The organism is Devosia sediminis (genome assembly GCF_016411825.1).
Classification (GTDB): domain Bacteria; phylum Pseudomonadota; class Alphaproteobacteria; order Rhizobiales; family Devosiaceae; genus Devosia; species Devosia sediminis.
On record NZ_JAEKMH010000001.1, the window covers coordinates 1,301,784 to 1,315,618 of the forward strand.

Annotated in this window: 13 protein-coding genes; 1 reads left to right on the forward strand and 12 read right to left on the reverse strand. The window is 62.8% G+C overall.

The window, feature by feature from the left end:
- Nucleotides 1–27: 27 nt before the first annotated feature.
- A complete protein-coding gene (gene gltA / locus JEQ47_RS06780; protein WP_198875587.1) occupies nucleotides 28–1,317 on the forward strand; it encodes a citrate synthase in 1,290 nt (429 codons plus the stop codon).
- Here the strand turns inward: gltA and JEQ47_RS06785 are convergent.
- The 12 genes from JEQ47_RS06785 to rpsB form a co-directional block, all read right to left on the reverse strand.
- Nucleotides 1,293–2,441, reverse strand: coding sequence for a lipid-A-disaccharide synthase (locus JEQ47_RS06785; protein ID WP_198875588.1), 1,149 nt, complete (start codon nucleotides 2,439–2,441; stop codon nucleotides 1,293–1,295). The genes gltA and JEQ47_RS06785 overlap by 25 nt on opposite strands.
- 17 nt (nucleotides 2,442–2,458) lie before the next feature.
- Nucleotides 2,459–3,268: an acyl-ACP--UDP-N-acetylglucosamine O-acyltransferase gene (lpxA, locus tag JEQ47_RS06790; protein ID WP_198875589.1), complete on the reverse strand. Its 810-nt coding sequence runs from the start codon at nucleotides 3,266–3,268 to the stop codon at nucleotides 2,459–2,461.
- Nucleotides 3,265–3,738, reverse strand: a complete 474-nt coding sequence (fabZ, locus tag JEQ47_RS06795) for a 3-hydroxyacyl-ACP dehydratase FabZ (protein WP_198875590.1) — start codon at nucleotides 3,736–3,738, stop codon at nucleotides 3,265–3,267. Before fabZ ends, lpxA begins: the two co-directional genes overlap by 4 nt.
- Nucleotides 3,735–4,763 carry a UDP-3-O-(3-hydroxymyristoyl)glucosamine N-acyltransferase gene (gene lpxD / locus JEQ47_RS06800; protein WP_198875591.1) on the reverse strand — a complete coding sequence of 343 codons (1,029 nt, stop codon included), beginning with the start codon at nucleotides 4,761–4,763 and terminating at the stop codon, nucleotides 3,735–3,737. Before lpxD ends, fabZ begins: the two co-directional genes overlap by 4 nt.
- A gap of 72 nt (nucleotides 4,764–4,835) precedes the next feature.
- Nucleotides 4,836–6,950, reverse strand: coding sequence for an outer membrane protein assembly factor BamA (gene bamA / locus JEQ47_RS06805; RefSeq protein WP_198875592.1), 2,115 nt, complete (start codon nucleotides 6,948–6,950; stop codon nucleotides 4,836–4,838).
- A gap of 183 nt (nucleotides 6,951–7,133) precedes the next feature.
- Nucleotides 7,134–8,534 carry an RIP metalloprotease RseP gene (gene rseP / locus JEQ47_RS06810; protein WP_198875593.1) on the reverse strand — a complete coding sequence of 467 codons (1,401 nt, stop codon included), beginning with the start codon at nucleotides 8,532–8,534 and terminating at the stop codon, nucleotides 7,134–7,136.
- Nucleotides 8,535–8,573: 39 nt separating this feature from the next.
- Nucleotides 8,574–9,434 (reverse strand): phosphatidate cytidylyltransferase, encoded by an 861-nt coding sequence (locus JEQ47_RS06815; protein ID WP_198875594.1) that lies wholly within the window; start codon nucleotides 9,432–9,434, stop codon nucleotides 8,574–8,576.
- Entirely contained in the window at nucleotides 9,431–10,192 is a 762-nt protein-coding gene (gene uppS / locus JEQ47_RS06820; RefSeq protein ID WP_198875595.1) for an undecaprenyl pyrophosphate synthase, read from the reverse strand. The genes JEQ47_RS06815 and uppS overlap by 4 nt, the downstream gene beginning before the upstream one ends.
- A gap of 34 nt (nucleotides 10,193–10,226) precedes the next feature.
- Nucleotides 10,227–10,787 carry a ribosome recycling factor gene (gene frr, locus JEQ47_RS06825; RefSeq protein WP_198875596.1) on the reverse strand — a complete coding sequence of 187 codons (561 nt, stop codon included), beginning with the start codon at nucleotides 10,785–10,787 and terminating at the stop codon, nucleotides 10,227–10,229.
- A gap of 97 nt (nucleotides 10,788–10,884) precedes the next feature.
- Entirely contained in the window at nucleotides 10,885–11,604 is a 720-nt protein-coding gene (gene pyrH, locus JEQ47_RS06830) for a UMP kinase (protein WP_198875597.1), read from the reverse strand.
- Nucleotides 11,605–11,799: 195 nt separating this feature from the next.
- On the reverse strand, nucleotides 11,800–12,726 hold the full coding sequence (gene tsf / locus JEQ47_RS06835) for a translation elongation factor Ts (RefSeq protein WP_198875598.1): 927 nt from the start codon (nucleotides 12,724–12,726) through the stop codon (nucleotides 11,800–11,802).
- A 107-nt stretch (nucleotides 12,727–12,833) separates the two neighbouring features.
- Entirely contained in the window at nucleotides 12,834–13,604 is a 771-nt protein-coding gene (rpsB, locus tag JEQ47_RS06840; protein ID WP_198875599.1) for a 30S ribosomal protein S2, read from the reverse strand.
- Between the last annotated feature and the right edge of the window lie 231 nt (nucleotides 13,605–13,835).

Below are 13,835 nucleotides of genomic sequence, written 5' to 3' on the forward strand. Positions count from 1 at the left end.
GGAAAGGGGTGAAGCGAGGAGAGCTCAATGACCGATAAAGTCGCCAAACTCGTCATCGGAGACCAGACCCATGAATTCCCGATCCTGAGCGGTTCGGTGGGTCCGGACGTGATGGATATTCGATCGCTCTATGCCAAGACGGGCCTGTTTACCTATGATCCGGGTTTCACGTCGACCGCAGCCTGCGATAGCGCCATCACCTATATCGATGGCGACAAGGGCGAACTGCTCTATCGCGGCTACCCGATCGAGCAACTGGCCGAAAAGTCCAACTATCTCGAAGTCTGCTACCTGCTGCTCTATGGCGAGCTGCCGACCAAGACCCAGTTTGTCGAGTTCGAAAAGCTGGTGACGCGCCACACCATGGTGCATGAGCAGATGCACTACTTCTATCGTGGCTTCCGCCGCGACGCGCATCCGATGGCCATCATGACCGGCGTGGTCGGCGCCATGGCTGCCTTCTACCACGACTCGACCGATATCAACGATCCGCGCCAGCGCGAGATCGCCTCGATCCGCATGATCGCCAAGATCCCGACCCTGGCGGCGATGGCCTACAAGTATTCGGTGGGCCAGCCCTTCGTCTATCCGCGCAACGATCTCGATTACGCGGCGAACTTCCTCCATATGTGCTTCTCGGTTCCGGCCGAGGAATACAAGGTGGACCCGCGCATCGCCCGCGCCATGGACCTGATCTTCACACTCCATGCCGACCACGAGCAGAACGCCTCGACCTCGACCGTTCGCCTTTCCGGCTCGTCCGATGCCAATCCCTTCGCCTGTATCGCGGCCGGCGTGGCCTGCCTCTGGGGCCCGGCCCATGGCGGCGCTAACGAAGCCTGCCTCAACATGCTGCGCGAGATCGGCACGGTTGACCGCATTCCCGAGTTCATCGCCCGCGCCAAGGACAAGAACGATCCGTTCCGCCTGATGGGTTTTGGGCACCGCGTCTACAAGAACTTCGATCCGCGCGCCAAGGTCATGCAGGCCACGGCCAAGGAAGTGCTGGAGATCCTCGGCGTCGGCAACAATCCGACCCTGCAGGTCGCCCAGGAACTCGAACGCATCGCGCTTGAGGACCAGTACTTCATCGACCGCAAGCTCTATCCGAACGTGGACTTCTATTCGGGCGTGATCCTTGACGCGATCGGCTTCCCGACCTCGATGTTCACCGTGCTCTTCGCGGTGGCCCGCACCGTCGGCTGGATCAGCCAGTGGAAGGAAATGATCGGCGATCCGCAGAAGAAGATCGGCCGTCCGCGCCAGCTCTATAACGGCGCCACCGCCCGCGACTATTCGGCGATCAGCAGCCGCTGATTTTTCCACAGGGACAGGACCTGCTCCGCCGGGTCCTGTCGCTCAAAAGGCGGCAGGCCCGTCTCCATCACCGCGACAAGCTCGTCAAAGGCCACCATCTGGTCCTGGCGGGCTTTTTTGTTGCCGATGACCTCTGCGATGACGGGGCCGACATTGGCGGCCAGCAACGGCGCTGCGACGATTTCGGGCACTACGGAGCGCCCGAGGATGATGTTGGGCAGCGACACCGACGGACGGCCGAGCCGGTCGAAGATCCGCGATTGGTGGCGGTCCAGCGCATAGATCACCACCATCGGCAGCCGGGCGAGCGCCAGTTCGAGGGTGACGGTGCCGGACACGCAGAGCGCTGATATCGCCGAAGCGTAGAGGTCGCGCCGATCCGTCCTGTTGTCGACGATGCGCACAGGCACACCCCAGGTCCTGGTTTCGGCCTCGAGGCGCGGGCGCAGCCGCTTGAGGGTGGGGATGACCAGTTCGCTAACTTCGGCGCGCGCCGCCAACTCTGGCGCAAGGGTGGCCAGCACAGGCAGATGCCGACGCAACTCCCCTGCCCGGCTGCCCGGCAGCAGGACCAGCGGGCCACGATCCACGGCCTCACGTGCGGGGAGCGCCTCGGCCAGTGCGGGATGGCCGACATAGCGCGTCGGTGGTCCGTCGAGTCGCTCCATGACGTCGGGCTCGAACGGCAGCACGGCAAGGACGGCATCGAAGAGCGGCTTCAGCCGCGCCGCTCGCTCCGGATGGCGGGCCCAGACGGAGGGCGCCACATAGAGGATGAGACGCCCGGCAAAGCCGCGCTTGCGCAGACGCGCGGCCAGAAGGCGCGAAAAATCCTGCGCATCGACGAGCACCACGACATCGGGATTGGTGGCAAGGATGGCGCGCGCCGTCTGTTCGAGGCGCCAGAGGATTTTCGGCAGGTTGAACAGGACATCGGTGATGCCCATCACCGCCAGGTCGGACATGGGATAGAGGGATTCTAGCCCCTGGGCCGCCAGTTCGTCGCCGCCGACGCCGGTGAGATCCAGGGATACACGCTGACGCAACCGGGCAACGAGATCGGCCGCGATGCGGTCACCCGACGGCTCGCCGGCCAGGATGAAAAGGCGCAGCGTGTCGTTCATCAAGGGACTCCAGGAGGCTATTCGGTCTCGTGGCCGTTCCGCGGCAGGAGGATCGGGCGATCCTGCGCCTCCGAGATAAAGCGCACGACTTCCTGGACCAGCACGTCGTCGCGGAACAATTCCGCAGCATCTTCAACACGTTCGCGCAGGGTGCCTTCGCTGGCGAAGATCTGCCGATAGGCCGCCCGAAGACGATGAATGGCCTCGCGATCAAACTTGCGGCGCTTTAGCCCCACCAGATTCAATCCCGTCAACGTCGCCCGATTCCCCACCGCCATGCCAAATGGGATGACATCGCCATCTACCATGGACTGGGCGCCGATGAACGCATGGGCACCAATGCGGGTGAACTGGTGGATGACGCAGGTGCCGCCGAAAATGACGTTGTCGCCGACCTGCACATGGCCGGCAATGCCGACATAGTTGGCCATGATGACATTGTTGCCGACGATGGCGTCATGGGCCACATGCGCATTGGCCATGATCAGGCAATTGTCGCCGATCTGGGTCAGCATCCCGCCGTTTTCGGTTCCGGGATTGATGGTGACCGATTCGCGGATCGTGCAGTTTTCACCGATGACGAGGCGCGAGTCCTCACCGTGAAACTTGAGGTCCTGAGGCTGGTGCCCGACCGAGGCGAAGGGGAAGATGCGAGTGCCAGCGCCGATCGTGGTGTTGCCCTCGACCACGGCATGGGACACCAGTTCGACATTGTCGCCCAGCGTGACGTTGGCCCCGACTATGCTGTATGGGCCGATCCGTACGCCCTCACCCAGCCTCGCCCCGTCGGCGATAATCGCCGTCGGGTGAATCACGGGAGCGCTCACTCGGGAGCACCAACAATCATCGCCGTAATCTCGGCCTCAGCGATGACAGCGCCATTGACCTTGGCCTCGGCCTTGTAGCGGCCGACATTGCGGCGGCGGTGCATCTTGGCGATGTGGAACTCGATCGTGTCGCCCGGCCCCGCCGGCTTGCGGAACTTGGCAGCGTCGACGCCGAGCATCAGCACGATCTTCTTCCCGCCGGCATTGCCATCATGCTTGATGACGATGGCGCCAGCCGTCTGGGCCATGCCTTCAATGATGAGCACACCCGGGAAAATGGGGTTGCCGGGGAAATGGCCGGTGAAGATGGGCTCGTTATAGGTGACGTTCTTGATACCGATTGCGGATTCGTCGCCATTGATGTCGACGATGCGATCGATCATCAGGAAGGGGTAGCGGTGTGGCAGTGCTTCCAGAATTTCCGCAATGCTCATGGCATCGAGCTCGGTCACGGCGGTGGTATCACTCATCCCCGCTTCTCCCCCTTGGACAGTTTCCGCATAGTGGCGAGTTCACGCCAGAAATCTCTTATATCCTGCGCCGGAGCACCGGCAAGTTTGGACCCTTCAGGCCAATCCTTGGTCACCGCTGCGCGGCCATGGATCACCGAGCCGCTGCCAATGCTGAGGTGTCCGGACGTACCCACGCCGCCGCCCATCAGTACGCCATCACCCACAATGGTCGAGCCGGACAGGCCGCTCATGGCCGCAATCAGGCAATAGCGGCCGATGCGGCAGTTGTGGCCGATCTGGACCAGGTTATCCACCTTGGTGCCCTCGCCGATCACCGTATCGCCCAAGGCACCGCGATCCACGGTACTGTTGGCGCCGATCTCGACCTTGTCCTGGATGATGACCCGCCCCAATTGGGGGATCTTGCGGTTGGACCGGCCGAAATCGAGCCAGCCGAATCCCTCGGTGCCGATGCGAACGCCGGAATGGATCACCACGTCGTTGCCCAGATGCGCGCAGTCGATGGTGGTATTGGCAGCGATGACGCAATTGCGGCCAATGGTGACGCCGGCGCCGATGACGGTATTGGCGCCGATCACCGTGCCGCGGCCGATTTCGACCCCCGCGCCAACCACCACATTGGTGCCCAGGGTGACGTCGCGCTCGAAGATCGGCGCACCAAGGTCTTCGCGACCGGACGCGATGACCGAACGCGTGCTCGACGGATAGAGCGTATCGAGGATTTCAGCGAAGAGATTGTGCGGCCGCTCAAGCGTAATGGCGATGCAACCGGGCGGGACCGCATCGCGCAGCGCCGGCGCCACAAGCACCGCGCCAGCCTTGGTGCGACGCAGGTCCTCGATATAGCCTGGCTGTGCGGCGAGCACGAGATCGCCCGGTTCGGCCAGATCGAGTTCGGCCACGCCCGAGATTTCGTAGTCACTGCCGGCAAGGCCATCGGCCAGCTCGGCGCGACCCAGACGGGCCAGAAGCGCGCCCAATGTCATGGGGCCGGCGAAACGGTGAAAACGGGTGTCGACCATTACATCACTTGAAAAAAACAGAGCCGCGGCGCTACCGCACCGCGGCTCAAGAGCTTTGTCACGCCGATCCGACTAGAGCAAGGTCTGGATGGTGAACTGGAAGACCTGCGTCCGGTCGTCGGTCGACTGGTTCAGCACATGGGCAACGTCGCCACGCAGCGGGCCGAACGGCGAGTCCCAGATGAGCGAAGCACCGATCGAGGTGCGCCACGGCTGGTCGTTGCTGCCCGCAACGGCACCGGCACCACCCAGGATGTTGCTGGCATCGCCGATCCAGGCCGCGTCAGCCCAAACCGCACCGCTCAGACCGTAGTTCTCGGGCAGGCCGGGGATCGGGAACTCGATCTCGCCGGAGAGACCGGCATACATCGTGGTGCCCAGATATTCACCGCTCGCCAGGCGCGGACCGAAACCGCGACCAGCAAAGCCGCGGATCAACTGCGAACCGGGAGTGAAGGCTTCGATCGAATGGACGTTGTTGCCATCGAGGCTGTTGATGACACCCGCCTGGCCACGAACGCTGGCGACGATGCCGCTGTCCGGAACGACCGGCACGAAGTAGCGGGCACGCGCTTCCGAGCGCAGCAGGTTGTGATCCCAGCCGATATACTGCTGGGTGAAGGTCGCGTAGAGGCCTTCCGTCGGGTTCTTGGTGTCATCAAGGCTGTTCCAGGTCAGCGTATAGCCGACGAATGCCTTGTTGAATTCCTGACCGTTGGTAACCAGAGCAGATTTGGGCGCATCATCGTCCTCGACGACCTTGCGCTCATATCCGCCAAAGAACTGCGCATTGAGCGCGCTGGTCAGCGGCACACCGAGGCGCAACTGGCCACCCGTGGTCTGGGTACCGTAGAAGCTGGTGGCGTTCTCGTCGCTGATGCGATGGTACGCATCGACACCGGCCGACACCTTGAGACCCATGAAGCGCGGCTCGGTGAACGAGAAGTCAAAGGTACGACCGGCCTGCGAGGCGCCGATGGAGGCACGCAGGAACTGGCCGCGACCAAGGAAATTACGCTCGGTCAGCGAGAGTTCGCCCAGGATACCATCGGTGGTCGAATAGCCGGCGGTGACGCCGTATTCACCCGTCGAGGTTTCCTCGACATTGATGTTGAGCACGATCTTGTCGGGCGCCGAACCCGGACCGGTCGTCACTTCGACCTTGGAGAAATAGCCCAGGGCGTCGATGGCGGTACGGCCACGCACGACCATGGAGCGGTTGAACGGGTCGCCTTCGGCGAAAGCCAGCTCGCGACGGATGACGAAGTCGCGGGTCTTGACGTTGCCGGTGATGTTGATGCGCTCGACATAGACGCGGGCGCCTTCGTCGACGAGGTAGGTCACGTTGAAGGTATTGGTCGCGACGTCGCGATCGAGACGAGCACGCACGTCGGCGAAGGAATAGCCCTGAGCAGTCGCCTCGTAGGCCATGTCCTCGATCGACTTCTGCAGGTCGAGAGCGGAATAGGTTGCGCCCTGCCCGGTGCGGACCGTGCCGCGCAGCACGTCGGTGTTGAGGCCATCGATGCTGGTCTCGATACCGACGGCGCCGAACTCGTAGGGCTGGCCTTCATTGACGGTGACGTTGATGAAGTAGGTATTGCGCGCCGCGTCGTACTCGGCGACCGAGTTGACCTGGGCGTCGGGGAAACCGCGATTGGCGTAGTAGAGACGGATGCGCTCGCGATCCACCGCCATCTTCTGCTCATCATAGGTGTCGTCCTTGAGCAGCCAGCTCAGAACGCCCGATTCCTTGGTGAGCATCGTGCCCTTGAGATTGTTGGCACTGATGGAATTGTTGCCGGTGAAGTTGATCGCAGCGATGCCCGCGCGCTCACCTTCATTGACAACAAAGACAACGCGGACGCGACCGTCGGCGGTCGCCTCGGTCCGTGCCGTCACCGAAATGGAATTGAAGCCCTCACGGGCATAAGCCTGGCGAATGCTCTCGATATCGGCATTCAGACGCTGCTGGGTGAAGACGCCAGAGCTGGAAATGTCGACCATGGCCAGGAGCTGGTTGTCGGGGAAGCGGCGATTGCCTTCGAACAGAACCGAAGCAACCAACTGTTCCTGGGCCTGAGCAGACACGACGCCAAGGACGGGCAGGCCCGCCACCATCGGGGCAGCCCCGATGAGGGCGATCGCGGAAACCGCGCCACGCAGCAGCTTGGTGGTGTGATTCATATTGTTATTGCCTTCTGCGACCGGCCCGGAGAATCGCCATGCACAGCGCTCCCCCAAGCTAACTCCATGGGACTGTTTTACTGTTTTTTTAACCAGGAACAAGGCGTGAGTGATCACGCGGTTAGTAATTCCTTGGTGCACGTGTATTCGTGCAACACCTTGCGAACCAAGGTTAACAAGGGGTTAGCGCAGGATTCCGAAATAGTCGAACACCGTGTCGTTGAACAGGGTGAAGACCATCAGGGCCAATACAAGCGCGAATCCAAACCTGAATCCGATCTCCTGCACTCTGATGCTTAGCGGCCGTCCGCGGACGGCTTCGACCAGATAGTACAGCAGATGTCCGCCGTCCAGCATCGGAACCGGCAGAAGGTTGAAAATTCCAATGTTGAGAGACAGTAGCGCCATCAGGTTGATGAGTGCCACGATACCCAGGGTCGCCACCTCGCCCGACACCTTGGCGACCTTGACGGGACCGCCGAGCTGCTCGACATCGCCCCGGCCGACAAAGAAGTCGCCCAGGAAGGCCGCCGTCCGCTGGATGATGAAACGGATTTCCTCGACGGTCATGCCGATGGCTTCGATCGGGCCGGGCCGATAGCGCGTAGGTTCTGGCAGGATCGGGGCGGCAGACGTCACGCCGATTCCCACTACGGTTTCGCCATCGACTTCGAACGCCCTCGGCGCGAGATCCACCGTGCGGCTCTCGCCATTGCGCGCGACCTCGACGGAGACCGAATCTCCGGCCCGGTCCGCCACAGCCTGCTGGAACTCCGTGAAATACTGGATGGGCCGGCCATCGACGGCGGTGAACACGTCACCAGCCTCGATGCCAGCCGCCTCGGCCGCGGAACCCGGCACTACCGAGCCCACCTCCGGCAACAGCACATAGGGCGCGATGCCGATGTCGCCAATGCGCGAGTCGTTTCCGAAGCGATCCGTTGCCTGCAGGGCATCGGGAACGAGAACGATGTCCTGCGTCTGACCATCGCGCTCGATGGTCATGGTCACCGCCCGTTCGGGGCTGGTGGCAACCATGCGCATGACATCCTCAAAGCCATGGACCGCGTAGCCGTCCACCGACAGCACCGTGTCTCCGGCCTCGAGTCCGGCCTCCTGGGCGACCGAATTGGCGGCCACATAGGCGATGTCGGGGGGCGTGATGACCCGCCCGTAGCACATCAGCAGCACGTAGAGGATGACGAAGGTCAGCAAGACATTGGCCAGCGGTCCGGCCGCTACGATGGCGATGCGCTGCCAGACGTTCTTGTTGACGAAAAGGCGCGGCGCCAGGGCCGGATCCACATTGGCCACTGCGTCCGGGTCGGGCACGCTGGCCGGGTTCATGTCGCCCACGAAGCGGACATAGCCGCCCAGGGGAATGGCGGAAATGCGCCAGCGCGTGCCGTGCCTGTCATTCCAGCCGATCAATTCCCGGCCAAAGCCCACCGAGAAGGTCTGGATGGCGACACCATTCCAACGGGCGACCAGATAGTGGCCCATTTCGTGGACGAACACGATGACCGTGAGCACCGCAAGAAACGGGACCAGGTAGGACAGAAGCCAATACGCGAAATCAAACATGCCGTATCCAAACTCCGCGCGGCCGGCGTCGCCGATGCGCTACCAGTGGAGCAAACCCTCGGCAACAGAGCCGAATCCGGCATGCGCCACGCCTATGATAACCACCAGGAACACGCCGAATGTGAGGCTGTCGAGCCGGTCCATCAGGCCGCCATGACCCGGAATGATGTCGCCGCTGTCCTTGATCCGGAAGTGGCGCTTGATGGCACTTTCGGCCAGATCGCCGGTCTGTCCCAGTATGCTGATTGACGCAGAGAGGATGAGGCCGATCCAGAGGGGCGAAGCACTGATCCAGGACCAGACCAGTGTCCCCGCAATGGTGCCGAGCGCGAGCCCACCCAGAGCGCCGGACCAGGTCTTGGAGGGCGAGATGTCCGGGGCAAGCTTTTCCCCGCCGATCTGCCGGCCGGTGAAGAAGGCCGCAGAATCGGTCATCCACACCACGGTGCCAAGATAGACCCCGGCCCAGATGCCGGCCGTGCCGGTGCCGCGCATGAGCAGGATGGAGATGATCAGGGCGCCGAAGAGGACGAGGCCAGCAATGCGCCAGAGACGATCCTCGCGCTCCATGAACAGGGCGGCGATGCAGGCGAGCGCGATGGTCGCCACAGCCGCGAGCAGCCCGAAGGCGAGGTAGACGAGGCCCGAAATGCCGACAAGACCGATAAGCACCCAGCCCATGGGGGTGAGCGGCGCGCGCGACACCATGGTCTCCCATTCGCGGTAAGCGCCGCCATAGACGGCCCCGACCACGGCGGCGAAGAGGTAGCTTCCCACATAGAGGGCGGTCGCAGTCAGAATGATCAGAACGATGGCGGAGGCAAACCGCGGCCCCACATCGGCCCATGAGCGCCGCGGATTGGTTGCCGGATCTGGCTGGGGCCCGCCTTTGTCGCTCAACTCGCTGCCGTCCCGATGCCGCCAAACCGCCTGTCCCGGCGCGAATAGGTTTCAAGCACGCGCACAAAACTGGCTTCGTTGAAATCGGGCCAATGCTCATCCACGAAGATGAACTCGGCATAGGCCGCCTGCCAGAGCAGGAAGTTGGAGAGCCGCTGCTCCCCGCTGGTGCGGATGATGATGTCCGGATCCGGGAGGCCGGCGGTATAGAGCGCGTCGCCGATGCGCTGCTCGTCGATCGCCTCGGGGTCGAGCCGGCCGGCTGCCACTTCGCGCGCCAGGTGGCGCGCCGCAGCGACGATTTCGGCCTTGCTGCCGTAGTTGAACGCCACCACCAGGGTAAGCCCGGTATTGGCTGAGGTCTTGGCCTCGACATCCTCGATCAGGCGCACCAGCGAGGGATCGAGTCCCTGTCGGGCGCCGATGATGCGGACCTTGACATTGTTACGGATCAGACGCTGCAGGTCCGATGCAACGAAACGCCGCAACAAATTGAATATAAACGAGACTTCGTCCTGCGGACGAGACCAGTTCTCGGACGAGAAACTGAACACCGTCAGGTAGTCGACACCGTAATTGATGCAGTGCTCGACGATGCCGCGCAGAGCCTTGACGCCTTCGACATGGCCTTCGGTGCGGCGCTTGCCGCGCTTTTGCGCCCAGCGGCCATTGCCGTCCATGATGACGCCGAGATGGCGCGGGATCTTCAATCCCACGCCCGGTACAAAATCAACACTGGCGGCGGGTTCCCCTGCCATCGACGCCCTCCCGGCGCGAGATCAGCGGGTCCGGTCAGACCTGCATGATCTCCTGTTCCTTCTGCGCCACGATCGCATCGATCTCGGTCACTGCGTCGTCGGTGGCCTTCTGCACGAGTTCGGACTGCTTCTTGGCATCGTCCTGGCTCATGTCGCCGTCCTTCTCCGCCTTTTTCAAGGCATCCATGCCGTCGCGACGCACGTGGCGGACAGCGACGCGGGCCTGTTCGGCATAGGTATGGGCAACCTTGGCGAGCTCCTTGCGGCGCTGCTCGTTGAGTTCGGGAAGCGGAACGCGGATGACCTGGCCTTCACCCATGGGATTGAGGCCCAGGCCGCTGTCACGAATGGCTTTTTCGACGGCATTGGCCATGCCGCGGTCCCAGACCTGTACCGAAAGCATACGAGGCTCGGGGACGGTCACCGTCGCCACCTGGTTGAGCGGCATGCGCGAGCCATAGGCATCGACGGTCACCGGCTCAAGCAGGCTGGCGCTTGCGCGTCCGGTGCGCAGGCCACCCAGTTCATCCTTGAGAGACCCAATCGTCTTCTGCATCCGGGTCTTGATGTCTTTGAGATCGTAGCTTGCGGCCATTGTCGTATCCTTCCAGTCCATGTCCGGCACGGGTCACCCCGATCCGGCTTCAATCTGCTGCCTGGCGCTCGGAGCGCCCTGCCCCTCAGCGGTCGCTTTAGCGCGGATTGCCCACCCAGGTCGAGCGTCCACGGCCTTCGAGCAGGCCATTGAGCCCGGCCTTGTCGTCCAATGCATATACGATTATCGGCATGGCGCTGTCGCGGGCAAGGGCGAAAGCCGCGGTATCCATGACCTTCAAATTCTGGCTGATGACATCGTCATAGCTGATCTGGTCGTAGCGGGTGGCAGTGGGATCCTTCATCGGATCGGCCGAATAGACGCCGTCGACTTTGGTGCCCTTGAGGACGACATCGCATTCGAGCTCGATGGCGCGCAGTGTCGCCGCGGTGTCGGTGGTGAAAAACGGGTTGCCGGTTCCGCCGCCGAGGACGACGACAAACCCTTCTTCGAGCGCCAGCTTGGCGTCGCGAGCGGTGAAGGTATCGGCGACCGAAGGCATGGTCGCGGCGCTGAAGGGCTTGGACTTGACCCCCTGCCGGGTGATGGCATTGCTGAGCGCCAGGGCGTTGATCATGGTGCCGAGCATGCCCATGAGGTCGGCGGTGACACGGTCGGTGCCGTCGGCAGCGCCGGCCATGCCGCGGAAGATGTTGCCGCCGCCCACGACGATGGCCACCTGGACGCCGGACCGCGCGACATCGGCGATCTGGCCGGCAACGCGCTGCAGATAAGGGGGCTCGATACCGAACGAATTATCCCCTGCCAGCGCTTCACCCGAAACCTTGAGCAGAATGCGCTTGTAGGCAGACGACATCGACCAGACCCCTTTGTCGGTAAAATGCGGGCCACCGATTCCGGCGGACCGGGGCGACCCTAGGCCAAAACGCTCCGCAAATGAAGCGGCGGCCCTCTATGTGATCTTTAAGAAAATTCAGGCTCGATCCAGATGACGGAGTGTTCCGGAGAGCAGAGGACGGGCCCGGAAAGGCCCGTCCGATAGTATTGGCGCTTACTTCACGCCAGCCGTTGCGGCCACTTCGGCGGCGAAGTCGCTCTCGACCTTCTCGATACCTTCGCCCAGGGCAAAGCGCACGAACTTGGTCAGCTTGATCGGAGCGCCGGCATCCTTCTCGGCGTTCTTGATCGCGTCAGCGACCTTGGTCTCGCCGTCGATGACGAAGACCTGGCTGAGCAGAGTGACTTCCTCGAAGTACTTGCGCATGCGGCCTTCGACCATCTTTTCGGCGATCTCGGCGGACTTGCCGCTTTCCTTGACCTGCTCGAGAATGATGGCGCGTTCGCGGGCAACCACTTCCTGGTCCAGCTCGTCGGGCGCGATGGCCTGCGGCTGGGCAGCGGCGATGTGCATCGCGAGTTGCTTGCCGAGGGCGCTGAGGGCGGCCTTGTCGCCGGTCGATTCGAGCGCGACCAGAATGCCGATCTTGCCCATGCCGGACTTGACCGCATTGTGGATGTAGCTTTCCACGACGCCGTCGCTGACCGAGACGGTCTGCGTGCGACGCAGGTTCATGTTCTCGCCGATCTTGGCGATAGCTTCGGTCAGTTCGGCCGAAACCGAGTGACCAGTGCCGGGGAACGGCATTTCGCCGAGCTTGACGACATCGCCATCGGCGTCGAGGGCCAGCTTGGCAACGGCGCCGACGATGTTCTGGAACTGCTCGTTGCGGGCAACGAAGTCGGTTTCAGAGTTCACTTCGACGACGGCGGCCTTGGTGCCGGCAGTGGCGACGCCAACCAGACCTTCGGCGGCAACGCGGTCGGCCTTCTTGGCGGCCTTGGCAAGGCCACGGGTGCGCAGCCAGTCGACCGCAGCTTCCATGTCGCCATTGGTTTCAGCCAGAGCCTTCTTGCAGTCCATCATCCCGACGCCAGTCGAGTCGCGGAGCTGCTTGACCATTGCAGCAGTGATTTCCATGGGTTCACCTCTTGGCGGCCCCTCGCGGGGCGGCTTATTCGATTGGGAATTGCCCGGAATCGGGCGGGGCGTGCCTTGCCATCAAGCAAGGCACGCCTGCACGACGATCAGTTGACGGCAGTCTCGTCAGCCGGCAGGTCTTCCGCCGGAGCTTCGGTGGAGGAGCCGAGATCGGCGCCCAGACCCGAAGCCGAACGGCCAATGCCGTCGATGGCAGCGCGCGAAACCAGCGAGACATAGAGCTCGAGGGCGCGGCTGGCGTCGTCATTGCCGGGAATGGCGTAGTCGACGATATCGGGATCGCAGTTGGTATCAACAATGGCGACGACCGGGATGCCCAGGCGACGGGCTTCCTTGATGGCGTTCTCTTCCTTGTTGGTGTCGATCACGAACAGGAGGTTGGGCAGGTTGCCCATGTCCTTGATGCCGCCGAGGTCGCGCTCGAGACGCTCCTGTTCGCGCGACATCATCAGGCGTTCCTTCTTGGTGCGCAGGGCCAGGTCGGCCTCGCTCATCGACTCGAGCTCGCGCAGGCGGGCGATCGAGTTCGAGATGGTCTGCCAGTTGGTGAGGGTGCCACCGAGCCAACGCGAGTTGACATAGTACTGGGCCGACTGCTTGGCGGCTTCGGCAACGAGCGGGGCAGCCTGGCGCTTGGTGCCCACGAAGAGCACGCGGCCGCCATCGGCCACGGTGTCGCTGACGAGCTGCAGGGCGCGGCTGAGGGCCGGCACGGTCTGGCTCAGGTCGAGAATGTGGATGTCGTTGCGAACGCCGAAAATGTAGCGTTCCATTTTCGGGTTCCAGCGGTGCTTCTGGTGGCCGAAGTGAACGCCAGCTTCCAGAAGCTGACGCATGGAGAATTCAGGCAGTGCCATGATGGGCTGCTCCTTTTACCGGTTATACCTCCACGAAGACTTGCAGCGGTTACCCGCCACCGGATGGATTTCCCCGAGGGAAAGCCGGCTTCGTGTGTGAGATCACGCCCGGCACGGTGCCGGAACGCGTGGCTGCTATAGGGGAAGCGTGCCGGATTGGCAAGACATCTGCGCAATGACGGCGTTGCGCGGCATTTTCACGATCATTTCAATGAACCGTTTGGCCGGCAA

Excerpts from the sequence above, each read along its gene's own strand:
- gltA (WP_198875587.1), top strand. The coding sequence starts at position 28 with ATGACCGATAAAGTCGCCAAACTCGTCATCGGAGACCAGACCCATGAA.
- JEQ47_RS06785 (WP_198875588.1), bottom strand. The coding sequence starts at position 2,441 with ATGAACGACACGCTGCGCCTTTTCATCCTGGCCGGCGAGCCGTCGGGT.
- fabZ (WP_198875590.1), bottom strand. The coding sequence starts at position 3,738 with ATGAGTGATACCACCGCCGTGACCGAGCTCGATGCCATGAGCATTGCG.
- lpxD (WP_198875591.1), bottom strand. The coding sequence starts at position 4,763 with ATGGTCGACACCCGTTTTCACCGTTTCGCCGGCCCCATGACATTGGGC.
- bamA (WP_198875592.1), bottom strand. The coding sequence starts at position 6,950 with ATGAATCACACCACCAAGCTGCTGCGTGGCGCGGTTTCCGCGATCGCC.
- rseP (WP_198875593.1), bottom strand. The coding sequence starts at position 8,534 with ATGTTTGATTTCGCGTATTGGCTTCTGTCCTACCTGGTCCCGTTTCTT.
- uppS (WP_198875595.1), bottom strand. The coding sequence starts at position 10,192 with ATGGCAGGGGAACCCGCCGCCAGTGTTGATTTTGTACCGGGCGTGGGA.
- frr (WP_198875596.1), bottom strand. The coding sequence starts at position 10,787 with ATGGCCGCAAGCTACGATCTCAAAGACATCAAGACCCGGATGCAGAAG.
- pyrH (WP_198875597.1), bottom strand. The coding sequence starts at position 11,604 with ATGTCGTCTGCCTACAAGCGCATTCTGCTCAAGGTTTCGGGTGAAGCG.
- tsf (WP_198875598.1), bottom strand. The coding sequence starts at position 12,726 with ATGGAAATCACTGCTGCAATGGTCAAGCAGCTCCGCGACTCGACTGGC.
- rpsB (WP_198875599.1), bottom strand. The coding sequence starts at position 13,604 with ATGGCACTGCCTGAATTCTCCATGCGTCAGCTTCTGGAAGCTGGCGTT.